General features: G+C 72.2%; 25 protein-coding genes. 1 reads left to right on the top strand and 24 read right to left on the bottom strand.

The genetic code is table 11. The annotated features are described in order from the left end of the window. The 13 genes from ACIQKA_RS30105 to pyrR all read right to left on the bottom strand — a co-directional run. Positions 1-466, bottom strand: a 466-nt coding sequence (locus tag ACIQKA_RS30105) for an S-adenosylmethionine synthetase N-terminal domain-containing protein (protein ID WP_392334750.1), incomplete at its 3' end; no start/stop codon positions are given. Positions 467-734: 268 nt separating this feature from the next. Next, entirely contained in the window at positions 735-1,946 is a 1,212-nt protein-coding gene (gene coaBC / locus ACIQKA_RS30100) for a bifunctional phosphopantothenoylcysteine decarboxylase/phosphopantothenate--cysteine ligase CoaBC (protein WP_383155973.1), read from the bottom strand. A 108-nt stretch (positions 1,947-2,054) separates the two neighbouring features. Further along, the gene (gene rpoZ, locus ACIQKA_RS30095) at positions 2,055-2,327 is read right to left on the bottom strand and encodes a DNA-directed RNA polymerase subunit omega (protein WP_005319902.1); all 273 of its coding nucleotides are present in this window, start codon (positions 2,325-2,327) and stop codon (positions 2,055-2,057) included. A gap of 28 nt (positions 2,328-2,355) precedes the next feature. Next, on the bottom strand, positions 2,356-2,919 hold the full coding sequence (gene gmk, locus ACIQKA_RS30090) for a guanylate kinase (RefSeq protein ID WP_383155976.1): 564 nt from the start codon (positions 2,917-2,919) through the stop codon (positions 2,356-2,358). Between the two features lie 49 nt (positions 2,920-2,968). Next, entirely contained in the window at positions 2,969-3,292 is a 324-nt protein-coding gene (locus tag ACIQKA_RS30085) for an integration host factor (protein ID WP_030204477.1), read from the bottom strand. Between the two features lie 330 nt (positions 3,293-3,622). Beyond that, entirely contained in the window at positions 3,623-4,468 is an 846-nt protein-coding gene (gene pyrF, locus ACIQKA_RS30080; RefSeq protein WP_383445125.1) for an orotidine-5'-phosphate decarboxylase, read from the bottom strand. Then, on the bottom strand, positions 4,465-5,574 hold the full coding sequence (locus tag ACIQKA_RS30075) for a quinone-dependent dihydroorotate dehydrogenase (RefSeq protein WP_383435752.1): 1,110 nt from the start codon (positions 5,572-5,574) through the stop codon (positions 4,465-4,467). The genes pyrF and ACIQKA_RS30075 overlap by 4 nt, the downstream gene beginning before the upstream one ends. A 129-nt stretch (positions 5,575-5,703) precedes the next feature. Next, positions 5,704-9,012 (bottom strand): carbamoyl-phosphate synthase large subunit, encoded by a 3,309-nt coding sequence (carB, locus tag ACIQKA_RS30070; protein WP_383155985.1) that lies wholly within the window; start codon positions 9,010-9,012, stop codon positions 5,704-5,706. Then, positions 9,005-10,168, bottom strand: coding sequence for a glutamine-hydrolyzing carbamoyl-phosphate synthase small subunit (gene carA / locus ACIQKA_RS30065; protein ID WP_383155987.1), 1,164 nt, complete (start codon positions 10,166-10,168; stop codon positions 9,005-9,007). Before carA ends, carB begins: the two co-directional genes overlap by 8 nt. Next, positions 10,165-10,737, bottom strand: a complete 573-nt coding sequence (locus tag ACIQKA_RS30060; protein ID WP_402542958.1) for a hypothetical protein — start codon at positions 10,735-10,737, stop codon at positions 10,165-10,167. The genes carA and ACIQKA_RS30060 overlap by 4 nt, the downstream gene beginning before the upstream one ends. After that, positions 10,734-12,020: a dihydroorotase gene (locus tag ACIQKA_RS30055; protein WP_383155991.1), complete on the bottom strand. Its 1,287-nt coding sequence runs from the start codon at positions 12,018-12,020 to the stop codon at positions 10,734-10,736. Before ACIQKA_RS30055 ends, ACIQKA_RS30060 begins: the two co-directional genes overlap by 4 nt. 2 nt (positions 12,021-12,022) lie before the next feature. Beyond that, on the bottom strand, positions 12,023-13,012 hold the full coding sequence (locus ACIQKA_RS30050; RefSeq protein WP_383155993.1) for an aspartate carbamoyltransferase catalytic subunit: 990 nt from the start codon (positions 13,010-13,012) through the stop codon (positions 12,023-12,025). An 83-nt stretch (positions 13,013-13,095) separates the two neighbouring features. Further along, complete coding sequence (gene pyrR / locus ACIQKA_RS30045; RefSeq protein WP_383155996.1) at positions 13,096-13,659, bottom strand: bifunctional pyr operon transcriptional regulator/uracil phosphoribosyltransferase PyrR; 564 nt, start codon at positions 13,657-13,659, stop codon at positions 13,096-13,098. Positions 13,660-13,902: 243 nt separating this feature from the next. On the opposite strand from pyrR, the gene bldD reads away from it, so the two are divergent. Further along, positions 13,903-14,403, top strand: a complete 501-nt coding sequence (gene bldD, locus ACIQKA_RS30040; protein ID WP_017242229.1) for a transcriptional regulator BldD — start codon at positions 13,903-13,905, stop codon at positions 14,401-14,403. A gap of 208 nt (positions 14,404-14,611) precedes the next feature. Here the strand turns inward: bldD and nusB are convergent, their stop codons facing one another. From nusB to ruvX, 11 genes are all read right to left on the bottom strand, one after another. After that, the gene (gene nusB, locus ACIQKA_RS30035) at positions 14,612-15,049 is read right to left on the bottom strand and encodes a transcription antitermination factor NusB (RefSeq protein ID WP_383155999.1); all 438 of its coding nucleotides are present in this window, start codon (positions 15,047-15,049) and stop codon (positions 14,612-14,614) included. A gap of 2 nt (positions 15,050-15,051) precedes the next feature. Next, positions 15,052-15,618: an elongation factor P gene (gene efp, locus ACIQKA_RS30030; RefSeq protein ID WP_366377628.1), complete on the bottom strand. Its 567-nt coding sequence runs from the start codon at positions 15,616-15,618 to the stop codon at positions 15,052-15,054. Positions 15,619-15,674: 56 nt separating this feature from the next. Then, positions 15,675-16,787, bottom strand: a complete 1,113-nt coding sequence (locus tag ACIQKA_RS30025; RefSeq protein WP_383156001.1) for a M24 family metallopeptidase — start codon at positions 16,785-16,787, stop codon at positions 15,675-15,677. An 80-nt stretch (positions 16,788-16,867) separates the two neighbouring features. Next, positions 16,868-17,869 carry an AAA family ATPase gene (locus ACIQKA_RS30020; RefSeq protein ID WP_390111777.1) on the bottom strand — a complete coding sequence of 334 codons (1,002 nt, stop codon included), beginning with the start codon at positions 17,867-17,869 and terminating at the stop codon, positions 16,868-16,870. Between the two features lie 209 nt (positions 17,870-18,078). Then, positions 18,079-18,525 carry a type II 3-dehydroquinate dehydratase gene (aroQ, locus tag ACIQKA_RS30015; RefSeq protein WP_383435743.1) on the bottom strand — a complete coding sequence of 149 codons (447 nt, stop codon included), beginning with the start codon at positions 18,523-18,525 and terminating at the stop codon, positions 18,079-18,081. Then, positions 18,522-19,619: a 3-dehydroquinate synthase gene (gene aroB / locus ACIQKA_RS30010; protein ID WP_402542957.1), complete on the bottom strand. Its 1,098-nt coding sequence runs from the start codon at positions 19,617-19,619 to the stop codon at positions 18,522-18,524. Before aroB ends, aroQ begins: the two co-directional genes overlap by 4 nt. Then, positions 19,616-20,137, bottom strand: coding sequence for a shikimate kinase (locus ACIQKA_RS30005; protein ID WP_383156011.1), 522 nt, complete (start codon positions 20,135-20,137; stop codon positions 19,616-19,618). The genes aroB and ACIQKA_RS30005 overlap by 4 nt, the downstream gene beginning before the upstream one ends. Next, positions 20,134-21,318: a chorismate synthase gene (aroC, locus tag ACIQKA_RS30000; protein WP_383156014.1), complete on the bottom strand. Its 1,185-nt coding sequence runs from the start codon at positions 21,316-21,318 to the stop codon at positions 20,134-20,136. Before aroC ends, ACIQKA_RS30005 begins: the two co-directional genes overlap by 4 nt. Before the next feature lie 404 nt (positions 21,319-21,722). Beyond that, complete coding sequence (locus ACIQKA_RS29995) at positions 21,723-22,565, bottom strand: shikimate dehydrogenase (protein ID WP_402542956.1); 843 nt, start codon at positions 22,563-22,565, stop codon at positions 21,723-21,725. Beyond that, positions 22,546-24,330: an endolytic transglycosylase MltG gene (gene mltG / locus ACIQKA_RS29990; RefSeq protein ID WP_390111782.1), complete on the bottom strand. Its 1,785-nt coding sequence runs from the start codon at positions 24,328-24,330 to the stop codon at positions 22,546-22,548. The genes ACIQKA_RS29995 and mltG overlap by 20 nt, the downstream gene beginning before the upstream one ends. A 102-nt stretch (positions 24,331-24,432) precedes the next feature. Then, positions 24,433-24,897, bottom strand: a complete 465-nt coding sequence (gene ruvX, locus ACIQKA_RS29985) for a Holliday junction resolvase RuvX (RefSeq protein ID WP_402542960.1) — start codon at positions 24,895-24,897, stop codon at positions 24,433-24,435.

The following is a 24,897-nucleotide window of genomic DNA, read 5'->3' as shown; positions in this document are numbered from 1 at the left end:
ACAGCCGGTGCGCCAGGTGGATGGGCAGCGGCATCAGCTCGGGCGTCTCGTCCGACGCGTAGCCGAACATCAGACCCTGGTCGCCCGCGCCCTGCTTGTCGAGCTCGTCCTCGTCGCCCTCGACCCGCTTCTCGTACGCGGTGTCGACACCCTGGGCGATGTCCGGCGACTGCGACCCGATGGACACCGACACGCCGCAGGAGGCGCCGTCGAAGCCCTTCTTCGAGGAGTCGTAACCGATCTCGAGGATCTTGTTCCGGACGAGGGTGGGGATGTCCGCCCACGCCTTGGTGGTCACCTCTCCGGCGACGTGCACCAGGCCGGTGGTGATCAGCGTCTCGACGGCGACACGCGAGGTGGGGTCCTCGCGCAGCAGGGCGTCGAGGATGGTGTCGCTGATCTGGTCAGCGATCTTGTCGGGGTGTCCCTCGGTGACGGATTCCGAGGTGAACAGACGACGGGACACAACGCTCCCTGGGGTTGCAGCGGCTGCTGGCTACTCGTGGCTCGGACCGGCAGGGGGCTGCGCCCCGCGACGTTCCACGAACAGTCTATCGGTCGTGGTCGGGCTGTGGACCAGGTGTCTCGCCCGGTGGATGGCCCCGGACGGCCGGAACCGGCCGCCGACAAGGGCGGAACGTCCGTTCCGGTGGGACGCGAATCACTCGCCAGGAGGTGTTTCGCCCCCTTCTCCCGGGTGACGGCGTGCCGCGCGGTGACCGGACCCGGACATCTCAGTCGGTGGGACGGAGCCTCGGCAGGACCAGGTCCCAGACCGTCTCGGCGAGCGCTTCCTTCGGGCCGTACGGCACGGGGGTCTCGGCGCCGTCCGCGGCGAGCACCACGGCCTCGTTCTCCTCGGAGCCGAAGGTCTTGCGCTCCCCCACCTCGTTGACGACGAGGAGGTCGCAGCCCTTGCGGGCGAGCTTCTCGCGTCCGTTGGCGAGGACGTCGTCGGTCTCGGCGGCGAAGCCGACGACCACCTGGCCGGGCAGGGCGCGGTCGGCGGAGAGCTCGGCGAGGATGTCGGGGTTGCGGACGAGCTCGACGACGGGGGCGCCGTCGTCGCCCTTCTTCTTGATCTTTCCGGGGGCGTAGACGGCCGGCCGGAAGTCGGCGACGGCGGCCGCCATGACCACCGCGTCGGCGTCGGCGACGGCCTTGAGGACGGCCTCGCGGAGCTGGACGGCGGTGCCGACGCGGACGACGTCGACGCCGGCCGGGTCGGGGAGGCCGGTGTTGGCCTCGACGAGGGTGACCCGGGCGCCCCGGGCGGCGGCGGCCCGCGCGAGGGCGTAGCCCTGCTTGCCGGAGGAGCGGTTGCCCAGGTAGCGGACGGGGTCGAGGGGCTCGCGGGTGCCGCCCGCGCTGACCACGACGTGGCGGCCGGCGAGGTCGGGGGCGGTGGCGCCCCGGGCGAGGACGCGGCGGCAGACCTCGAAGATCTCGCCGGGGTCGGGCAGCCGCCCCTTGCCGGTGTCGACGCCGGTGAGGCGGCCGACCGCGGGCTCGACGACGACGGCGCCACGGCGGCGCAGGGTCGCCACGTTCTCCCGCGTCGCCGGGTGCTCCCACATCTCGGTGTGCATGGCGGGGGCGAAGACGACGGGACAGCGCGCGGTGAGCAGCGTGTTGGTGAGCAGGTCGTCGGCGAGGCCGTGGGCGGCCTTGGCGAGCATGTCGGCGGTGGCGGGGGCGACCACGACGAGGTCGGCGGCCTGGCCGATGCGGACGTGCGGCACCTCGTGGACGGACTCCCACACCCCGGTCGAGACGGGGTTGCCGGAGAGCGCGGACCAGGTGGCCTCGCCGACGAAGTGGAGCGCGGAGTCGGTGGGCACGACCCTGACGTCGTGGCCCGACTCGGTGAACCTGCGGAGCAGCTCGCACGCCTTGTAGGCGGCGATGCCGCCGCTGACGCCCAGGACGACCTTCGGCTTTGCCACGACTTCCACGACTCCCCGCACTCGGATGCGTACGACTCCATGAGACACCACAGGCCCGGCGGATGTTCCGCCGGGCCTGTGGTGACAGATATGACAAACGCCGCGTGCTTACTGCGCCGGGCCCTCGATGGCCTCGGACGTCAGCAGGCCCGCGTTGATCTCGCGCAGCGCGATCGAGAGCGGCTTCTCGTGGACGTGGGTGTCGACGAGCGGACCCACGTACTCCAGCAGGCCCTCGCCGAGCTGGGAGTAGTACGCGTTGATCTGACGCGCGCGCTTGGCCGCGTAGATCACGAGGCTGTACTTCGAGTCGGTGGCCTCGAGCAGCTCGTCGATCGGCGGGTTGATGATGCCCTCGGGCGCGGTGATGGAAGAGGACACGCTCTACCTTCCGAAGATGGAGAAAAGATCAGACAACGTTCATCAACGTTAGCAGCTCGCGCGCGACGTCCTCGACGGAGGTGTTGACGAGGGTGGTGTCGAACTCGGACTCGGCGGCCAGCTCGACCTTCGCGGCGTCGAGGCGGCGCTCGATGACCTCGGGGGACTCGGTGCCGCGGCCGGTGAGGCGGCGGACCAGCTCGTCCCAGCTCGGCGGGGCGAGGAAGACCAGCTGGGACTCCGGCATGGAGTCCTTCACCTGGCGGGCGCCCTGGAGGTCGATCTCCAGGAGGACGGGCTCGCCGGCGTCGAGGCGGTCGAGGACCGCGCCGCGCGGGGTGCCGTAGCGGTTCCCCGCGAACTCGGCCCATTCGAGGAGCTCACCGTTGGCGATCAGCTTGTCGAACTCGTCGTCCGCCACGAAGAAGTAGTGGACGCCGTGCTTCTCGCCGGGGCGGGGCTTCCGCGTCGTCGCCGACACCGAGAGCCAGACCTCGGGGTGGACCTTGCGCATATGCGCGACGACCGTGCTCTTGCCGACCCCCGAGGGGCCGGAGAGCACGGTCAGCCGCGGACGTACCTCTGCTGCCATGCAGCGATTATTCCAGCTTCGCGGGCATGCCCGGGACGCGCGTCCCGGATCAGGCGCCGGTCGAGCCGAACTCCCGCTCCAGGGAGGCGATCTGGTTGGAGCCGAGACCGCGCACCCGGCGGCTCTCGGAGATGCCGAGCCGCTCCATGATCTGCTTGGCGCGGACCTTGCCCACGCCCGGCAGGGACTCGAGGAGCGCGGAGACCTTCATCTTGCCGATGACGTCGTTCTCCTGGCCGGTCTTGATGACCTCGTGGAGGGAGGCTCCGGAGTGCTTGAGTCGATTCTTGACCTCGGCCCGCTCCCGGCGAGCCGCGGCGGCCTTCTCGAGCGCGGCAGCGCGCTGTTCAGGGGTAAGGGGCGGAAGAGCCACGCCTACGTCACCTCGGATGTCGATCTGTCGGATACGGACCGGTGAGGAAGCTAGTCGCCCCGCACCAGTGGAGCGACGGTCAACGGAGTGGCCGCTGAACGCCTGCTCTGCCCCGGAGACTAGCGGCCGAGGCCGCTCCAGTCAGCGAGAACAGCGGAAAAGTCCTGGTCAGCATCGACCGACCAGGGCTTTTCCGACATAACGACCGGGTTTTGAGCCAAGATTTCGTCAAGTGGCGGGGCGGCCGACCGGGGCGGGCCCGGAAAGCGGCCCGATCCGCTCCGACCTGCGGATTGGTCCCGGACCGGCCCCGGACGGCTCCCGACGGGGTTACGCGCCGACGGCCGCGCGGATCTCGTCCGCGTAGCGGAGCGCGGAGTCCCGCAGGGCGGTCGCGTCCGGGCCGTGCCGCAGGACCCCGCGGCTGACGTTCGGGACGACGTTGCGGACCGCCGCGCCGAAGACGGCGGGGAGGTCGGCGGGGGTCGCGCCCTGGGCGCCGATGCCGGGGGCCAGGAGCGGGCCGTTGACGTCCAGGTCGAAGGAGGACAGGTCGCCGAGGGTGGCGCCGACGACCGCGCCGAAGGAGCCCATGGGCGTCTCCCCCGCGTTCTCCTCGGCCAGGTGGGCGAGCATCGTCGCGCCGATCGTCCGTCCGGCCGGGTCGTCGGTGCGCACGGCCCGCTGGACCTCGCTCCCCTCCGGGTTGGAGGTCAGCGCGAGGACGAAGAGGCCGGCGCCGGACTCGCGGGCCAGGTCGACGGCCGGCTTCAGGGAGCCGTAGCCGAGGTACGGGGAGACCGTGAGCGCGTCGGAGAAGAGCGGGGAGCCCTCGCGCAGGAAGGCCTCGGCGTAGGCGGCCATGGTGGAGCCGATGTCGCCGCGCTTGGCGTCCATGACGACCAGGCCGCCCGCCGCGCGCAGGTCGGAGACGGCGCGCTCCAGGACGGCGACGCCGCGCGAGCCGAAGCGCTCGAAGAAGGCGGACTGGGGCTTGAAGACGGCCACCGTGCCGGCGAGGGCCTCGACGACGGTGAAGGTGAAGCGCTCCAGACCGGCGATGTCGTCGCCGAGGCCCCAGGAGTCGAGCAGGGCGGCGTGCGGGTCGATGCCGACGCAGAGGGGGCCGCGCTCGTCCATGGCGGAGCGCAGACGGGATCCGAAGGAGATCGTCATTTCGCGGCCTTCCGGTTGTCGGCGCCGACGGCCTCGGCGAGGGTGGCGTACGGGGAGGCCGCGAGGCGCGCGGCGAGTCCCTTGTGGATCGCGCGGGCGTAGAACGGACCCTCGTAGACGAAGGCGCTGTAGCCCTGGACGAGGGTGGCGCCGGCGAGGATGCGCTGCCAGGCGTCCTCGGCGTTCTCGACGCCGCCGACGCCGACCAGGACCAGGCGGTCGCCCACGCGCGCGTGGAGGCGGCGCAGGACCTCCAGGGAGCGCTGCTTGACCGGGCGGCCGGACAGGCCGCCGGTCTCCTCGACCAGCTCGGGGGCGGACCTCAGGCCGAGGCCCTCGCGGGCGATGGTGGTGTTGGTGGCGATGATGCCGTCGAGACCGAGCTCCAGGGCGAGGTCGGCGACCGCGTCCACGTCCTCGTCGGCCAGGTCGGGGGCGATCTTGACCAGGAGCGGGACCCGGCGGTCGGCGACCGCGCGGTCGGCGGCCTCCCGCACGGCGGTCAGGAGGGGGCGCAGGGACTCGGTGGCCTGGAGGTTGCGCAGGCCCGGGGTGTTCGGGGAGGAGACGTTGACGACGAGGTAGTCGGCGTGCGCGGCGAGGCGCTCGGTGGACTTCACGTAGTCGGCGGCGGCCTCGGCCTCGGGGACGACCTTGGTCTTGCCGATGTTGACGCCCACGACCGTCCTGAAGACCGGCACGCGCGCGCGGAGGCGGGCGGCGACGGCGGCGGAACCCTCGTTGTTGAAGCCCATGCGGTTGATCAGGGCACGGTCCGGGACGAGCCGGAAGAGGCGCTTCCGGGGATTGCCGGGCTGGGCCTCGCCGGTGACGGTGCCGATCTCGACGTGGTCGAAGCCGAGCATCGCCATGCCGTCGATGGCCACGGCGTTCTTGTCGAAGCCGGCGGCGAGGCCGAAGGGGCCGTGCATGCGCAGGCCGAGGGCCTCGGTGCGCAGCTCCTCGTACCGGGGGGCGAGGACGGCGGCGACGAAGGTGCGGAGCACCGGGACGCGGGCGGCCAGGCGGATCCAGCGGAAGGCCAGGTAGTGGGCCTTCTCCGGGTCCATCCGCTTGAAGACCAGGTGGAAGAACAGCTTGTACATCGTCCGGAATATCCCTTGTTCGGTCATGAAGAGGGGGACACCGCGCGGTGGCCGGTGTCCCCCTTCTCCGTACGGCTGCCGGGCCTGCCCGGCGGGTCGTGGCCGGGGCCGCGACCCGCCGGACGGCGCCTAGTCGCGGGCCGCGACGAGGTGCTCGGCGTGCTCCTGGAGGGAGCGGACGCCGGCGCCGCCGTGGTTGAGCGCGTCGATGCCCTGGACGGCCGCGGCGAGCGCCTGGACGGTGGTCAGGCACGGGACGCCGCGGGCGACGGCGGCGGTGCGGATCTCGTAGCCGTCGAGGCGGCCGCCGGTGCCGTAGGGGGTGTTGACGATGAGGTCGACCTCTCCGTCGTGGACGAGCTGGACGATCGTCTTCTCGCCGTCCGGGCCCTCGCCCTCGCTGAGCTTGCGCACGATGGTGGCGTTGATGCCGTTGCGCTTGAGGACCTCGGCGGTGCCGGAGGTGGCCAGGAGCTCGAAGCCGTGGGCGACCAGCTCGCGGGCCGGGAAGATCATCGAGCGCTTGTCCCGGTTGGCGACCGAGATGAACGCGCGGCCCTTGGTCGGCAGCGGCCCGTACGCGCCGGCCTGCGACTTGGCGTACGCCGTGCCGAAGACCGAGTCGATGCCCATGACCTCGCCGGTGGAGCGCATCTCCGGGCCGAGGACGGTGTCGACGCCGCGGCCGTGGATGTCGCGGAAGCGGCTCCAGGGCATGACGGCCTCCTTGACGGAGATCGGCGCGTCGAACGGCAGGGTGCCGCCATCGCCGTTCCTCGGCAGCAGGCCCTCGGCGCGCAGCTCGGCGATGGTGGCGCCCAGCGAGATGCGGGCGGCGGCCTTCGCCAGCGGCACCGCGGTGGCCTTGGAGGTGAAGGGGACCGTCCGGGAGGCGCGCGGGTTGGCCTCCAGGACGTAGAGGATGTCCCCGGCCATGGCGAACTGGATGTTGATCAGGCCGCGGACGCCGACGCCCTTGGCGATGGCCTCGGTGGAGGCGCGCAGCCGCTTGATGTCGTGGCCGCCGAGGGTGATCGGGGGCAGGGCGCAGGCCGAGTCGCCGGAGTGGATGCCGGCCTCCTCGATGTGCTCCATCACGCCGCCGAGGTAGAGCTCCTCGCCGTCGTAGAGCGCGTCCACGTCGATCTCGATGGCGTCGTCGAGGAAGCGGTCGACCAGGACCGGCCGGGTGGGGCTGATCTCGGTGGACTCGGCGATGTACGACTCCAGGCGGGCCTCGTCGTACACGATCTCCATGCCGCGGCCGCCGAGCACGTACGACGGGCGGACCAGGACGGGGTAGCCGATCTCGTCGGCGATGGCCTTGGCGCCGGCGAAGGTGGTGGCGGTGCCGTGCTTGGGGGCCGGGAGGCCGGCCTCGGCGAGGACCTGTCCGAAGGCGCCGCGGTCCTCGGCGGCGTGGATGGCCTCCGGGGAGGTGCCGACGACCGGCACGCCGTTGTCCTTGAGCGCCTGGGACAGGCCCAGCGGGGTCTGGCCGCCGAGCTGGACGACGACGCCGGCGACGGGCCCGGCGAGGGTCTCGGCGTGGACGATCTCCAGGACGTCCTCCAGGGTGAGCGGCTCGAAGTAGAGCCGGTCGGAGGTGTCGTAGTCGGTGGAGACGGTCTCGGGGTTGCAGTTGACCATCACGGTCTCGTAGCCCGCGTCGCTCAGGGCGAAGGAGGCGTGGACGCAGGAGTAGTCGAACTCGATGCCCTGGCCGATGCGGTTCGGGCCCGAACCCAGGATGATCACGGCGGGCTTCTCGCGCGGCGCGACCTCGTTCTCCTCGTCGTAGGAGGAGTAGAAGTACGGGGTCTTCGCGGCGAACTCGGCGGCGCAGGTGTCGACCGTCTTGTAGACCGGGCGGACGCCGAGGGCGTGCCGGACCTCGCGGACGACGTCCTCGCGCAGGCCGCGGATCTCGGCGATCTGGACGTCGGAGAAGCCGTGGCGCTTGGCCTCGGCCAGGAGCTCGGGGTCGAGCTTCTCGGCGGCGGCCAGCTCGTCGGCGATCTCCTTGATCAGGAAGAGCTGGTCGACGAACCACGGGTCGATCTTCGTGGCGTCGAAGACCTCCTCCGGGGTGGCGCCGGCGCGGATCGCCTGCATGACGGTGTTGATCCGGCCGTCGGTCGGGCGCACGGCCAGGCGCAGCAGCTCGTCCTTGTCGCCGGGCTCGCCCACGAAGGTGAACTGCGAGCCCTTCTTCTCCAGGGAGCGCAGGGCCTTCTGGAGCGCCTCGGTGAAGTTGCGGCCGATCGCCATGGCCTCGCCGACCGACTTCATGGTCGTGGTCAGCGTGGAGTCGGCGGCGGGGAACTTCTCGAAGGCGAAGCGGGGGGCCTTGACGACGACGTAGTCGAGCGTGGGCTCGAAGGACGCCGGGGTCTTCTCCGTGATGTCGTTCGGGATCTCGTCGAGCGTGTAGCCGACGGCGAGGCGGGCGGCGATCTTGGCGATCGGGAAGCCGGTCGCCTTGGAGGCCAGGGCGCTCGACCGGGAGACGCGGGGGTTCATCTCGATGACGATGATCCGGCCGTCGGTCGGGTCGATCGCGAACTGGATGTTGCAGCCGCCGGTGTCGACGCCGACCTCGCGGATGATCGCGATGCCGATGTCGCGCAGCCGCTGGTACTCGCGGTCGGTGAGCGTCATCGCCGGGGCGACGGTGATCGAGTCGCCGGTGTGGACGCCCATCGGGTCGAAGTTCTCGATGGAGCAGACGACCACGACGTTGTCGTTCTTGTCGCGCATCAGCTCCAGCTCGTACTCCTTCCAGCCGAGGATGGACTCCTCCAGGAGCACCTCGGTGGTCGGGGAGAGCGTCAGGCCCTGGCCGGCGATGCGGCGCAGCTCCTCCTCGTCGTGGGCGAAGCCGGAGCCGGCGCCGCCCATGGTGAAGGAGGGTCGGACGACGACGGGGTAGCCGCCGAGCGTCTCGACGCCCTTGATGACGTCGTCCATGGAGTGGCAGATGACCGAGCGGGCGGACTCGCCGTGGCCGATCTTGGCCTTGACGGCCTCGACGACGCCCTTGAAGAGGTCGCGGTCCTCGCCCTTGTGGATGGCCTCGACGTTGGCGCCGATCAGCTCGACGCCGTACTTCTCCAGGACGCCCTGCTCGTGCATGGAGATCGCGGTGTTCAGCGCGGTCTGCCCGCCCAGCGTCGGCAGGAGCGCGTCGGGGCGCTCCTTGGCGATGATCTTCTCGACGAACTCCGGGGTGATCGGCTCGACGTACGTGGCGTCGGCGATCTCCGGGTCGGTCATGATCGTGGCCGGGTTGGAGTTGACCAGGATCACCCGCAGGCCCTCGGCCTTGAGGATGCGGCACGCCTGGGTGCCGGAGTAGTCGAACTCCGCGGCCTGGCCGATCACGATCGGGCCGGAGCCGATGACCAGGACGGACTGGATATCGGTGCGCTTAGGCACGCTCGGCCTCCATCAGGGCGGTTTCCATCAAAGACGTGAAACGGTCGAAGAGGTACGCGGCGTCGTGCGGACCCGCGGCTGCCTCGGGGTGGTACTGGACCGAGAAGGCCGGCCGGTCGAGCAGCTGGAGGCCCTCCACGACGTTGTCGTTGAGGCAGACGTGGGAGACCTCGGCGCGGCCGAAGGGGGTGTCGGAGACCTTGTCGAGGGGCGCGTCCACGGCGAAGCCGTGGTTGTGCGCGGTGACCTCGACCTTGCCGGTGGTGCGGTCCTGGACCGGCTGGTTGATGCCCCGGTGGCCGTACTTCAGCTTGTACGTGCCGAAGCCGAGGGCGCGGCCCAGGATCTGGTTGCCGAAGCAGATGCCGAAGAGCGGCGTCCTCCGCTCCAGGACGGCCCGCATGAGGGCGACGGGGCCGTCGGCGGTGGCCGGGTCGCCGGGGCCGTTGGAGAAGAACACCCCGTCGGGCTCGACGGCGTAGACGTCCTCGACGGTGGCGGTGGCGGGCAGGACGTGGACCTCGATGCCGCGCTCGGCCATCCGGTGCGGGGTCATGCCCTTGATGCCGAGGTCGACGGCGGCGACGGTGAACTTCTTCTCGCCGACGGCGGGGACCACGTAGGTCTCCTTGGTGGCGACCTCGGCGGAGAGGTTCGCGCCCTTCATCTGGGGCTGCGCCTTGACCTTGGCGAGCAGGGCCTCGTCGCGGACGCCCGTCCAGGCGTCGCCGGAGAAGATGCCGACGCGCATGGCGCCGCGCTCGCGCAGGTGGCGGGTGAGGGCGCGGGTGTCGACGCCGGAGATCCCGACGACGCCCTGGCGCTCCAGCTCCTCGTCGAGCGAGCGGCGCGCGCGCCAGTTGGAGGAGACGCGGGCGGGGTCGCGGACGACGTAGCCGGAGACCCAGATGCGGCCGGACTCGGGGTCCTCGTCGTTGACGCCGGTGTTGCCGACGTGCGGGGCGGTCATGACCACGACCTGGCGGTGGTACGAGGGGTCGGTGAGGGTCTCCTGGTAGCCGGTCATGCCGGTGGAGAACACGGCCTCGCCGAAGGTCTCCCCCACGGCCCCGTAGGCGCGGCCGCGGAAGATGCGGCCGTCCTCCAGGACGAGTACGGCGGGAGCCTTGGCGGGTCCCCTGGTGGAGGTCGTCATCGTGCGATGCCTTCCGTTGCGCTGGTCATGGAATGGACGGTGTCGACCCAGGCGGTGTGTTCCGCCGCCCGGTCGGACCGGAAGCCGGAGTCGAGGAGGACGCCGCCGTGCTCCCAGGTGACGATCAGGAGCCCGCCCTCGGCGAGGACCTTTCCGGCGATGCCCTTGTCGAGGCGGGCCTCGCGCAGGGCGTCGGCCGGGATGTGGAAGTCGTTCGCCCCGGGGCGGACGACCGTGATCCCGGCGTCGGTGAGCGTGAGCTCGACGCGGCTGCGGGCGCCGAGGCCGTGGGCGACGATCCGGTCGAGCCACTGCCCGGCGGTCGTGGACCCGTGGTAGCGCCCGCTGAGGGTCAGTTTCGCCTCGCCGGCCGTCTCCGGCACGGCGGGCAGGGCGGGGAGGTCGGACTGGAGGCTGCCGCGCCACTTCCATCCCTGGCGCATGAGCCAGTACACGAGGGCGACGAAGAGCAGCAGTCCGGCGACCCAGCCGAGCCGTCCGGCCCAGTCGGTCACCTCCGCCGACTTCTGTTCGGCTGCCTCTGCGGCGATTGCGATGAGTGGTGTCACGCCAGCTTCCCGTCCACGACCGTTGCCCGGCCCCGCAGGAAGGTGTGGGTGACGCGTCCCGGCAGCTCGCGGCCCTCGTACGGGGTGTTGCGGCTGCGGGAGGCGAAGTCCGCGGGGTCCACGACTCCACGGTAAGCCGGATCGACCAGGGTCAGGTTCGCGGGCTCACCAGCCGAGACGGGACGTCCGTGGCCCGTGGCCCGGCCGATGCGCGCGGGGGCGAAGGACATGCGGTCGGCGACGCCGGCCCAGTCGAGGAGGCCGGTCTCGACCATCGTCTGCTGGACGACGGAGAGGGCGGTCTCCAGGCCGACCATGCCCATGGCGGCGGCGGCCCACTCGCAGTCCTTGTCCTCGTGCGGGTGCGGGGCGTGGTCGGTGGCGACGATGTCGATCGTGCCGTCGGCCAGCGCCTCGCGAAGCGCGAGGACGTCCTTCTCGGTGCGCAGCGGCGGGTTGACCTTGTAGACCGGGTTGTACGAGCGGACCAGCTCGTCCGTGAGGAGGAGGTGGTGCGGGGTGACCTCGGCGGTGACGTCGATGCCGCGGGACTTGGCCCAGCGGACGATCTCGACGGAGCCGGCGGTGGAGAGGTGGCAGATGTGGACGCGGGAGCCGACGTGCTCGGCGAGGAGGACGTCGCGGGCGATGATCGACTCCTCGGCGACGGCGGGCCAGCCGCCGAGGCCGAGCTCGGCGGAGACGATGCCCTCGTTCATCTGGGCGCCCTCGGTGAGGCGGGGCTCCTGGGCGTGCTGGGCGACGACGCCGCCGAAGGCCTTCACGTACTCCAGGGCGCGGCGCATGATCACGGCGTCGTCGACGCACTTGCCGTCGTCGGAGAAGACGGTGACGCCGGCGGCGGAGTCGTGCATGGCGCCGAGCTCGGCGAGCTTCTTCCCCTCCAGGCCCACGGTGACGGCGCCGATGGGCTGCACGTCGCAGTAGCCGGACTCCTTGCCGAGGCGCCAGACCTGCTCGACGACGCCGGCGGTGTCGGCGACCGGGTGGGTGTTGGCCATGGCGAAGACGGAGGTGTAGCCGCCGGAGGCGGCGGCGCGGGTGCCGGTGAGGACGGTCTCGGAGTCCTCGCGGCCGGGCTCGCGCAGGTGGGTGTGGAGGTCGACCAGGCCCGGCAGGAGGATCTGTCCGTCGGCCTCGATCACGGTCGCGCCCTCGGCGGAGAGCCCGCTTCCGACCTCGGCGACGGTCTCGCCGTCGATCAGGACGTCCCGGACCTCGCCGCCGAGCACCTTCGCGCCGCGGATAAGGATCTTGCTCATGGTCACTTGTTCTCCTCGGTGCGCGCGGCGGGGGTGGTGGTGACGGCGGGCTCGGAGCCGCCCAGGAGCAGGTAGAGCACGGCCATGCGGACGGACACGCCGTTGGCGACCTGCTCGACGACCGTGCAGCGGTCGGAGTCGGCGACCTCGGCGGTGATCTCCATGCCGCGGACCATGGGGCCGGGGTGCATCACGATGGCGTGCTCGGGCATCCTGGCCATCCGCTCGCCGTCGAGCCCGTAGCGGCGCGAGTACTCGCGCTCGGTGGGGAAGAAGGCGGCGTTCATCCGCTCGCGCTGCACGCGCAGCATCATCACGGCGTCGGACTTCGGCAGCACGGCGTCGAGGTCGTACGAGATCTCGCAGGGCCAGGTCTCGACGCCGACGGGGACCAGGGTGGGCGGGGCCACCAGGGTGACCTCGGCGCCGAGGGTGTGCAGCAGGTCGACGTTGGAGCGGGCGACCCGGCTGTGCAGGACGTCGCCGACGAGGGTGATCCGCCTGCCCGCGAGGTCCTGGCCGAGTCCGGTGTCGCGGCCGACGAGGCGGCGGCGCATGGTGAAGGCGTCCAGGAGGGCCTGGGTGGGGTGCTGGTGGGTGCCGTCGCCGGCGTTGACGACGGGGGCGTCGATCCAGCCGGAGGTGGCGAGGCGGTACGGGGCGCCGGAGGCGCCGTGCCGGATGACGACCGCGTCGACGCCCATGGCCTCCAGGGTCTGGGCGGTGTCCTTGAGGGACTCGCCCTTGGAGACGCTGGAGCCCTTGGCCGCGAAGTTGATGACGTCGGCGGAGAGGCGCTTCTCGGCGGCCTCGAAGGAGATCCGGGTCCGGGTGGAGTCCTCGAAGAAGAGGTTGCAGATGGTGCGGCCGCGCAGGGTCGGCAGCTTCTTGATGGGGCGGTCGGCCACCCGGGCCATCTCCTCGGCGGTGTCGAGGATCAGTACGGCGTCGTCGCGGGTGAGGTCGGCGGCCGAGATGAGGTGACGCATCATCGGGGTTTCTCTCCGTGGTGGGGAGGCGTGAGGGCGTGCGGGGGCAGGGAGGTGCCCCGGCCCCGGCGGGGAGGCCGGTCCGGCTAGGAGACGGGCTTGGAGCCGAGCAGGACGGTGTCGCGACCGTCCTCCTCGGCGAGCAGGACCTTGACCGTCTCCCGCAGCGACGTGGGGAGGTTCTTGCCGACGTAGTCGGCGCGGATGGGCAGCTCGCGGTGGCCGCGGTCGACGAGGACGGCGAGCTGGACCGCACGGGGGCGGCCGATGTCGCCGAGGGCGTCGAGGGCGGCGCGGATCGTGCGGCCGGAGAAGAGGACGTCGTCGACGAGGACGACGAGGCGCCCGTCGATGCCGTCGGCGGGGATCTCGGTGCGGCCGATGGCGCGGGCGGGCTTCATCCGCAGGTCGTCCCGGTACATGGTGATGTCCAGGGAGCCGACCGGGACCTTGGTGCCGGTGATGGCGGCGAGCTTCTCGGCGAGCCGGCGGGCGAGGAAGACGCCGCGGGTGGGAATGCCGAGGAGGACCACGTCGTCGGCGCCCTTGGCGCGCTCGACGATCTCGTGGGCGATGCGGGTGAGGACCCGCGCGATGTCGGGGCCTTCGAGAACGGGCCGCGCGTCGTCGCCGTACTGCTGGGTGTCCATGAGAAACGGACCTCCTTCTCCGCCTCACGGGACGGCTCTTAAAGGACGTCGTACTTGCGCTCCCACCCTACCAGGGGTGGCGCGGCGCGCTCCGCACACCCGGGCGCCCCTCCGGGCGCCGTCCCCCGGGAGGGGGCGGTACGGACCTTTCGGCTTGACGGGTGGGTGTAACGCTGCGTAACCTCACAGTGAGTTACCAGCCGCGCGGCGCAGCCGCATGTCGTCACAGCGTCCGGGAGCGTTATGTCCAGCGAATACGCAAAGCAGCTCGGGGCCAAACTCCGCGCCATCCGCACCCAGCAGGGTCTCTCGCTCCACGGGGTGGAGGAGAAGTCCCAGGGCCGCTGGAAGGCCGTGGTGGTCGGCTCCTACGAGCGGGGCGACCGCGCCGTGACCGTGCAGCGCCTCGCCGAGCTGGCGGACTTCTACGGGGTGCCGGTGCAGGAGCTCCTGCCGGGCACGACGCCGGGCGGGGCCGCCGAGCCGCCGCCGAAGCTGGTCCTGGACCTGGAGCGCCTGGCCCACGTCCCGCAGGAGAAGGCCGGCCCGCTCCAGCGCTACGCGGCGACGATCCAGTCGCAGCGCGGCGACTACAACGGCAAGGTGCTGTCGATCCGCCAGGACGACCTGCGCACCCTCGCCGTCATCTACGACCAGTCCCCCTCGGTCCTCACCGAGCAGCTGATCAGCTGGGGTGTGCTGGACGCGGACGCGCGCCGCGCGGTCGCCCACGAGGACAACTGACCCCTTCGCAGGGCTCAGCAGAAACGTACCGCCGGATCCGTGGACGTCACCGACGTCCACGGATCCCGTGCTTTCCGGACCCGTACGGGGGCGCTCCCGGGCCCGGGAGCGCTTTCGGACCTCCGAGGGACACCCGAACGGCCGAAGGGGCCCGCGGCATCGAGTGCTGCGGGCCCCTTCGGGTGTGTCGGCGGGTGCGGGCGCGGACTCAGGCGTCCACGTCCCGGCGCAGGCGCGGCTTCAGGTCCTTGAAGCGCGCCAGGAGGCCGTTGACGAAGGCCGGCGACTCGTCGGTGGAGAACTCCTTGGCGAGCTGCACCGCCTCGTCGATCGCGACCGCGTCGGGCGTGCCGTCCTCCCAGATCAGCTCGTACGCGCCGAGGCGCACGATGTTCCGGTCGGTGACGGGCATCCGGTCGAGGTCCCAGTCCACCGCGTAGGTGGCGATGAGCTCGTCGATGCGCGCCACGTGGGACGCGTACCCCTCCACCAGCTGCATGGTGAACTCGTTGACCGGCGGCTGCCGGTCGTCCGACCGGGCGTGCCGGACCTGGTCCGCGAGGACCTCCTGCACGGAGGCACCGCGCTGGTCGGCCTCGAAGAGGATCTGGAAGGCGCGCTTGCGGGCCTTGCTCCGGGCGGCCACGGTTAGTCGTTCACCCGGCCGAGGTAGTCGCTGCTGCGCGTGTCGACCTTGATCTTCTCACCGGTGGTGATGAAGAGCGGGACCTGGATCTCGTGGCCGGTCTCCAGGGTGGCGGGCTTGGTGCCACCGGTGGAGCGGTCGCCCTGGACGCCCGGGTCGGTGTGCTGGATCGTCAGGACGACGGCGGCCGGGAGCTCGACGTAGAGGACCTCGCCCTCGTGCTGCGCGACGGAGGCGGTGAAGCCCTCGATCAGGAAGTTCGCGGCGTCGCCGACCGACTTGCGGTCGACGTGGAGCTGGTCGTACGTCTCCATGTCCATGAAGACGAAGTAGTCGCCGTCCATGTAGGAGAACTGCATGTCACGACGGTCGATGGTGGCCGTCTCGACCTTGACGCCCGCGTTGAAGGTCTTGTCGACGACCTTGCCGGACAGCACGTTCTTGAGCTTGGTGCGCACGAAGGCCGGGCCCTTGCCGGGCTTGACGTGCTGGAACTCGACGACGGACCAGAGCTGGCCGCCTTCGAGCTTGAGCACCATGCCGTTCTTGAGGTCGTTCGTGGAAGCCACGGTTGCGGAATCTCCTGGACTCTGGACTGACGTGGGACCGGGGAGGCGTGCGCGCCCTACAGCGCGAGCAGCTCCTTGGTCGTGATGGTGAGTAGCTCGGGTCCGCCGTCCGCCTCCTGGCGCACGACGAGCGTGTCATCGATCCGGACCCCGCCCCGGCCCGGGAGGTGGACCCCCGGTTCGACGGTGACCGGCACACAAGCGTCCAGTTTACCCATGGCCGAGGGTGACAACTGCGGGTCCTCGTCGATTTCGAGCCCCACACCGTGCCCGGTGAGGGGCACGGCGGTCTCCGCGTGCCCCGCCGCCTTCAGGATCCGGCGGGCCGCCCGGTCCACGTCCCGGTACTCGGCGCCGGGCACGAGCGACTCCCGGCCGGCCCGCTGAGCGGCGAAGACGAGTTCGTACAGCTCGATCTGCCACTCGGCGGGGGTGGTGCCGATGACGAACGTGCGGCCGATCTCGCACCGGTAGCCGCGGTAGTCGGCGCCGAGGCAGACGGAGAGGAAATCGCCCTCCTCGACCCGGCGGTCGGTGGGCCGGTGCCTGCGGCGGCCGGAGTGCGGGCCGGTCGCCACGGAGGTCGGGAAGGCGGCCCCATCGGCGCCGTGGTCGACGAGCCGGCGCTCCAGTTCCAGGGCGAGGTGGCGCTCGGTCCGTCCCACCAGGATGGATTCGAGGAGTTCGCCGAGGGCCTGGTCGGCGATCTCGGCGGCGATCCGCAGGCAGCCGATCTCGTCCTCGTCCTTGACGATCCTGAGCTGCTCCACGGCGCAGGCCAGGTCGGTGAGGCGGGGCGCGGCCGCGACGGTGCCCATGGCCCGGTGCCGGGCCACCGTCAGGTGGTGCTCCTCGACGGCGAGCGCGTCGGCGCCCGCCCGGCGGGCGAGGTCGACGGCGGCGACGGCCGGGTCGCCGCCCCCGGTGGGCAGGACCTGCTGCCGGAGCAGTTCGTCGAGCCGTCCGTCGGCCGGCTCGCCCCCGGGCGGGACGGGGCGGAGCAGGACGTCGGCCTCCGGTTCGGGGCCGACCAGCAGGACGGCGCCCGGCGGGGAGCCGCCCGCGAGATAGCGGACGTTGGCGGGGCGGGAGACCAGGGCCGCCGGGCTGCCCGCGGCCGCGCACCTGTCGCGCAGCCGTACACGGCGGTCCGCATACACCTCTGACATGCTCCGAGCCTACGAGGAGCGGGCCGCGACGGCCTGTTCGGGACGGCCGACCGGGCGCCCGGCCCCCGGCGGGCACGGCCTCACCAGGAGGGCGGGCTCGCGATCGCGCGGGCGAGGACGTCGTCGAGGACGCGGGCGGTGGTCTCGACGTCGTACGTGGAGTTGTCGATGATCGGCAGGCCCGAGCCGTACCAGCCGGCCATCCGGCCGTGGATGGCGGCGACCTCCTCGTCCGAGAGGCGCCGGTTGCCGCTGCGCTGGGCGTTGCGCTCCAGGACGACCTCCAGGCCGGGCAGGAGGACGACGGGCAGCAGGCCGGGGCCGACGTGGCGTTTCCAGCCGCCGAGGCCGACGACGGGCCGGTCGGGGAAGACGGCGTCGTCGACGACGCAGGAGATGCCGTTGGCGAGGAAGTTGCGCGCGGCGAAGCCGCAGGTGCGGCGGGCGAGCCGGTACTGCGCCTCGGAGTGCTCGTTCCAGCCGGACTGGGGGTCGGCGAAGCCGGAGCAGACCCATTCGCGGACGTCGTCGAGGCTGATGTGCGCGGTGGGCACGCGGCGGCGCTGCGCCCAGTGCCGGGCGACGGTCGTCTTGCCGGCGCCGGCGGGGCCGATGAGCAGCACGGCCAGGGTCGCGCCGCCGGTCCCGGCCCCGTGCTCCACGGGCGGCGCGAGGGGCGCGACCGGGGGCGGCAGCGGGACGTTTCCGGTGGGCTCGGGGCGGGGGGCCGGCGGGGCGGCGGGGTACTGGGGCGCGGCCGGGGGCCGGGGGGCGGAGGAGTGGGGCGCCGGGGAGTGCCCGGGTATGCCGCCGGAGGCGACCGCGCCCCAGCCCTGCGTCCCCGGTCCCGTGGCGGGCGGGGCCGGGGGTGCCGGGTGCGGAGGCGCCGCGGGCGGCGCCGGGTGCCGGGGCGCGGAGGTCCCGCTGGGGACGGCCGGGTGGACGCCGAGACGGGAGCCGGTGCCCGGTCCCGCGTCCGTGCCCGGTCCCGTCCTCGGGTAGGAGGTGTCCCCCGCTCCGGGGCCGGGCGTCCCGCCGGGCCGCTCGTGCGGTGGCAGCGGACCCCCCACTGCGTGCTGCATCCGGTGCCACTCCGTCTCGTACGCCTGTCGTCTTCCGGGACCGGTCGTGTACCCGGACGGCGAAACGTTACCGCCCCGGGCCCCCGCAGGGGGAACGGCCGAGAGTGCTTTCCGGTGCCCCGGCGGCGGGAATCCCGCCGGGGGAATCCGTCCACGGGAATCCGCCGACGGGTCTCCCGTGGAGGGGGGTTCCGCCGACGGCGGTCCCGTCAGTCGGAGAGTTCCTCGGCGAGCGCCCGCAGCGCCAGCCGGTAGGAGCCGATGCCGAACCCGGCGACCGTCCCCGTCGCCACGGCCGCGATCACCGAGGTGTGCCGGAACTCCTCGCGGGCGTACGGGTTCGAGATGTGCACCTCGATGAGCGGCGCGGTCCGCTGGGCGGCCGCGTCCCGCATCCCGTACGAGTAGTGCGTGAACGCCCCGGGGTTCACGACCACCGGGACCGAGCCGTCCGCCGCCTCGTGGAGCCAGCGGATCATCTCGCCCTCGTCGTTGGTCTCCCGCACCTCGACGTCGAAGCCGAGCTCCGCGCCGAGGGCGCGGCAGGACTCGACGAGCCCCTTGTAGGAGGTGGCGCCGTAGATGTCGGGCTCGCGGGAGCCGAGCCGGCCCAGGTTGGGGCCGTTGAGCACCAGTACCGGACGCGGCTCGCTCACGCGGACACCTCGCCGTACGCCGCGGTCAGGACGGCCGGGTCGGGGCCCTCCAGGACGGTGGGCCTGGCGAGCCCGTCGAGCACGATGAACCGCAGCAGGTCGCCGCGGGACTTCTTGTCGACCCGCATGGTCTCCAGGAGCTTGGGCCACTGGTCGCCGCGGTAGCCGAGCGGCAGGCCGACGGACTCCAGGATCGCGCGGTGCCGGTCGGCGGTGGCGTCGTCGAGGCGGCCGGCGAGGCGGCCGAGTTCGGCGGCGAAGACCATGCCGACGGAGACGGCGGCGCCGTGGCGCCACTTGTACCGCTCGTTCTTCTCGATGGCGTGGGCGAGGGTGTGGCCGTAGTTGAGGATCTCGCGGCGGCCGGACTCCTTGAGGTCGCCGGAGACGACCTCGGCCTTGACCCTGATCGAGCGGACGAGCAGCTCGGCGGTGTGCGGTCCGGTCGGGGTGCGGGCGGCCTGCGGGTCCTCCTCGATGAGGTCGAGGATCACCGGGTCGACGATGAAGCCGGCCTTGATGATCTCCGCGAGGCCGCTGACGTAGTCGTGGACCGGCAGCGAGTCGAGGGCCGCGAGGTCGCAGACGACCCCGGCGGGCGGGTGGAAGGCGCCGACGAGGTTCTTGCCCTCGGCGGTGTTGATGCCCGTCTTGCCGCCGACGGCCGCGTCGACCATCGCCAGGACGGTGGTCGGCACGGCGATCCAGCGCACGCCCCGGAGCCAGGTCGCGGCGACGAAGCCGGCCAGGTCCGTGGTGGCGCCGCCGCCGACGCCGACGACGACGTCGGTGCGGGTGAAGCCGGTCTGGCCCAGGGCCTTCCAGCAGTAGGCGGCGACCTCGGCGGTCTTGGCCTCCTCGGCGTTCGGCACCTGGATGGCGACCGCCTCGTAGCCCTGCTCGGCGAGGTCGGCGCGCAGCGCCTCGCCGGTGTCGGCGAGCGCCTCGGGGTGGATCACGGCGACCCGCTTGGCCCGGTCGCCGATCAGGCCGGGCAGCTCGCCGAGGAGCTGCCGGCCGACCAGTACCTCGTACGGGTCCGTGCCCGCGCTGCCGGCCACGTGGATGCGGGTCACGTCCTGGTCCGTCGTCATGCGTCCTTCTCGATTTCCAGTGCCGAGAGGACCGCGTCCGCGACCTCGTCGGGGGTGCGGTCGTCGGTGGCGACGACGACCCGGGCTACTTCGGTGTAGAGGTGGCGGCGCGCCTCCATCAGCTCGCGCCACTGGCGGCGCGGGTTGACGGCGAGCAGCGGCCGCGCGGTGTTGAGGCCGACGCGGCGGACCGCCTCCTCGACGTCCATGGAGAGGTACGCGACGGGCAGCCCGGCGAGCAGCTCGCGGGTGCCGGGGTCGAGGACGGCGCCGCCGCCGAGGGCGAGGACGCCCTCGTGCCCGGCGACGGCCCGGGCGACGGCGTCCCGCTCCAGGGCGCGGAAGTGCTCCTCGCCGTCCTCGACGAAGATGTCGGAGATCTCGCGTCCCTCGGCGGCGACGATGTCGGCGTCGGTGTCCCGGTAGGGCGCGCCCAGGCGCTCGGCCAGGAGCGCGCCCACCGTGGACTTGCCGGAGCCCATCGGCCCGACGAGGACGACCAGGGGTCCGGCGGTCACCGGATGTGCAGGTTGTCGAGGTACGACCGCACGTTGCGCCGGGTCTCGGGGACGCTGTCGCCGCCGAACTTCTCCAGGACGGCGTCCGCGAGGACGAGCGCGACCATGGCCTCGGCGACGATGCCGGCGGCGGGGACGGCGCAGACGTCGGAGCGCTGGTGGTGGGCGGCGGCGACCTCGCCGGTGGCGACGTCGACGGTGGCGAGGGCGCGGGGGACGGTCGCGATGGGCTTCATCGCGGCCCGGACGCGGAGCAGTTCGCCGGTGGTGAGGCCGCCCTCGGTGCCGCCGGAGCGGCCGGAGGAGCGGCGGATGCCCTCGTCGGTCCTGACGATCTCGTCGTGGGCCTTGGATCCGGGCACCCGGGCGAGCTCGAAGCCGTCGCCGACCTCGACGCCCTTGATGGCCTGGATGCCCATGAGCGCGGCGGCGAGGCGGGCGTCGAGGCGCCGGTCCCAGTGGACGTGCGAGCCGAGGCCGACGGGCACGCCGTGGGCGAGGACCTCGACGACGCCGCCGAGGGTGTCGCCGTCCTTGTGGGCCTGGTCGATCTCGGCGACCATCGCCTTCGACGCGTCGGCGTCGAGGCAGCGGACCGGGTCGGCGTCGAGCTTCTCGACGTCGGCGGGGGTCGGGTGGAGGCCGTACGGCGCCTTGGCGGCGGCCAGCTCGACGACGTGCGAGACGATCTCGATGCCGGCGGCCTCCTTGAGGAAGGAGCGGGCGACGGCGCCGAGGGCGACGCGGGCGGCGGTCTCGCGGGCGCTGGCGCGCTCCAGGATCGGCCGGGCCTCGTCGAAGCCGTACTTCTGCATGCCGGCGAGGTCGGCGTGGCCGGGGCGGGGCCGGGTCAGGGGCGCGTTGCGGCCCGTCTCCTTGAGCTCCGAGGGGTCGACCGGGTCGGCCGACATGACCTTCTCCCACTTGGGCCACTCGGTGTTGCCGACCATGACGGCGATCGGGGATCCGAGGGAGAGCCCGTGCCGGACGCCGCCGAGGAAGGTGATCTCGTCCTGTTCGAACTTCATCCGGGCGCCGCGTCCATACCCGAGGCGTCGTCGTGCGAGGTGGTCCGCCACCAGCTCCGTGGTGACCGGGACACCGGCGGGCAGACCCTCAAGGGTCGCTACCAGCGCGGGTCCGTGGGATTCCCCAGCCGTCAGCCAACGCAACCTGCTCAACGATGCTCCTCATGCTCGCGCCTGGCACTGCGACGGCGCGCCCGGGTGCGCGGCCCTGGCCCGCCACACCCGATCCTCCCACGTCGGAGCGGCCGTTTGGGCGCACGTCCGGCCAGCGGACCGGAGTCTCACATTCCGGAACACCCCGTCCATGCGCCGGGGCTGCGGAGCCCCTCTCCCGCGATCTGCCCCGTGACCAGGAGAGGAGGCCGTGCGCGGCGGCCGCACCGAGGAGTCCGGGCACGGCGTACCGCACCCGCGCGGGCAGGCCGCCGAAGAACCCCGCGTGCGGAAAGCGCATCAAGTCGGAGGCGGCGTCCCCCGTGGACGCCGGCACCGGTTCCCCGTTCGTTTCCCCCGCGTTCCCCCCGCGGCGCCGACCGGGGCCGGCGCCTGCCGGGGGCCTACCGGGCGGTCAGCGCCTCTTCCCCCGTCGCCCTCATGGCGGCGAGCGGGGCCGGCGCGCGGCCCGTCATCAGCTCCACCTGGAGGACGGCCTGGTGGACGAGGAGGTCGAGGCCTCCGACGACCTTGCCGCCGCGGTCGGACCAGGCGGCGGCCAGCGGGGTCGGCCAGGGGTCGTAGAGGACGTCGAAGAGGGTGCCGACGGCGTCCGGGACGGCGGCGGCCAGGGCGTTCGTGGTCCCGGCGGGGGTGGTCGCGATCACCAGCGGGGCGTCGAGGGCCTCCGCCGCGCGGTCCCAGTCGGCGGTGCGCACGTCCACGCCGAGCCGCTCGCCCCAGCCGCGCATCTCCTCGGCCCGCGCCTCGCTGCGCACGTACGCGGTGACGGGTCCCGCGCAGACGCGGGCGAGGGCGGCGAGCGCGGAGGAGGCGGTGGCGCCGGCGCCGAGGACGGCGGCGGCCTCCACCTTCTCGACGCCCCGCTCGCGCAGGGCGGCGATCATGCCGGGGATGTCGGTGTTGTCGCCGGTCCGCCGCCCGTCCTCGTGGAGGACGACGGTGTTGACGGCCTCCACGGACGCGGCCGTGTCGCTGATCCCGTCGAGCAGCGGGATGACCGCCCGCTTGAGCGGCATGGTCAGCGAGAGCCCGGCCCAGCTGCCGTCCAGCCCGCCCACGAACCCCGGCAGGGCCGCCTCGTCGATCTCGAAGCGCTCGTACGACCAGTCGTGCAGGCCGAGTTCGGCGTACGCGGCGCGGTGCAGGACCGGGGAGAGGGAGTGGGCGATCGGCGAACCGAGGACGGCGGCGCGGCGGGCCGTCTCACTGGTTCGAGTTGGCATTGAACTTGTCCTTCAGCTTGAGGAACTCGTCGTGCGTCTTGGCGAACTCGGTCTTGTTCATGCCGTCCGTGGCCACGAAGTAGATCCAGCCGTCCTTGGTCGGGTCGACCATGGCGGCCAGCGCCTCGTTGCCGGGGTTGCCGATCGGCCCGGGCGGCAGCCCCTTGTGCTTGTAGGTGTTGTACGGGTCGGTGTTGCTGTTGGCTTCCTTCTCCGAGATCTTGATCTCGCTCTGACCCTTCAGGTAGTTGAGGGTCGAGTCGAACTGCAACAGCTGGTACGTCTCCCGGTTGTCCGGCTTGAGGCGGTTGTAGACCACCTCCGCCATCCGGCGGAAGTCGTCGTGGGTCTTGCCCTCCGCCTGGACCAGGCTCGCGACCGTGACGAGTTCCCACGGTCCGCCGACGCCCAGGGCCTTCGCCTTCGCGTCCAGCTCCAGCTTGCCGTACTCCTGGTTCGCGCGGGCGACCATCCTGCGCAGGGCGTCCTCGGGCTTGCTGCCCTTGGCGACCGGGTAGCTCGCCGGGAAGAGGAATCCTTCCAGCGGGTCCTTGATGTCGGGGTGCTTCTTGGCCCAGTCGGGCAGGCCGAGGGAGTCCGCCTTCGCGAAGGCGATCTCCTTGGTGGTGCCGGGCTTGAGGTCCAGGCGCTGGTCGAGGGTGTTGTAGACCCAGACGTTCCGCTTGCCCTCGGGGATGATGAGGTTGGCCTGGCTCGCCGGGTCGAGCATCAGCTTGACCGCGCTCTCCGCCGACATCTCCTTCTTCATGGTGTAGACGCCGGCCTGGATGGACTGGCCCTTGGGGTCCTTGAGCTGTGCGGAGGTGAAGGCGTCGACGCTCTTGACGACCCCCGCCTTCTTCAGGATGTTGCCGATGTCGGAGCCGTACGACCCCTTCGGGATCTCGACCTGGACCTCGCCGGCGCCGCCGCCCGCGTAGTCCGGCACCTCGGCGAAGCGACCCTGCCAGAACTGGTAGCCGAAGTAGGCGACACCGCCGACGCCGCCCACCAGGACGACGGCGACGACCAGGCAGGCCACGCCGTTCTTGCCCTTGCGCTTCTTCTCCTTGCCGCGGCGGTCGCGGTCGTCGCCGCGGGAGCCCCGGCCGCGCGCCGGTTCCTCGTCGTACCCGTCGTCGTAGTCGTCGTGGTCGCGGGCGTCCCTGCCGCCGCGCCCGGCGCCGCGGTCGTCCTCGCCGGTGAAGAAGGGGTGGTTCTCCTCCTCCGGCTCCGGCTCACGGCGCGCCTCCTCCTCCGGGGCCCAGTCGACCACCGGCTCCGGCGGGTGCTGCCGGTGGCCGGGGGGCCGGGGCGGCGGGTACGCCTCGGGCGTGCCGTAGAGGTCCGGGTTCTGGCCGCCGTACGGATCGGCCGGAGGCGTGCCGTAGGCCATCGCCGCCTGGCCGGTCTCCCAGTTGCCGTCGTACTGCTGTCCGAGCTCCCCGGGCGTGTCGTAACCGCCCGGGTGGCCCGTTCCGTACTGCTGCTGGTCGTACGGCTGCTGCTGGCGGTACTGCGGCTCGTACTGCTGCGGCTGCTGGTGGCGCGGATCGGGGTAGGCCTCCGGCTGCTGCCGGTACTGCTGCCGGTAGGGGTCGTCCGCGTATCCCTGGCCGCCCTGCCCGTACGGGTCCTGGCCGCCGTACTGGTTCGCCTGCTGCGGATGCGGGTACTGCTGCTGGCCCTCCCACCCCTGGTCCCCGTAGAGCGGGTCCCCGGGGTGCCACGGTTCGGAGCCCGGGCTCCGGCCATACTCAGTCATCGATCCCCAAAACAGCCGCGAGGCTTCCGGACGATCCGCCTCTACGTAGTGCGGTGGCTGTTCGAACACCGCCGCATCGCGCGGAACGTTACCGTATCGCGATCAGATGACCACTTCGACGCCCTCGCCGGGAGGATTACCCGATACCCGTTCGGACTCAAGAGCGTTCTGGAGGATGATCACGGCGGCCGCCTGGTCGATGACGGACCGGCCCTTCTTCGACTTCACCCCGGAGGCCCGCAGGCCCTGGGTGGCGGTGACCGTCGTCATCCGCTCGTCGACCAGCCGGACCGGCACGGGGGCGATGCCCTTGGCCATCTCGCGGGCGAAGGCGCGGACCTTGGTCGCGGCCGGGCCCTCCCGCCCGCTGAGCGAACGGGGCAGGCCCACGACGACCTCGATCGGCCCGTACTCCTCGACGATCTGCCGGAGCCGCCGGTGGGCGGCCGGGACGTCGCGTCCCGGCACGGTCTCCACCGGCGTGGCGAGGACCCCGTCGGGGTCGCACGAGGCGACCCCGATCCGGGCGTCCCCGACGTCGACCGCGATGCGGCGGCCGCGGCGCAT

The organism is Streptomyces sp. NPDC092045, from assembly GCF_044756005.1.
Taxonomy (GTDB): domain Bacteria; phylum Actinomycetota; class Actinomycetes; order Streptomycetales; family Streptomycetaceae; genus Streptomyces.
Note: the sequence above shows the minus strand (reverse complement) of the source record. Positions and strands in the feature narration are given on the sequence as shown.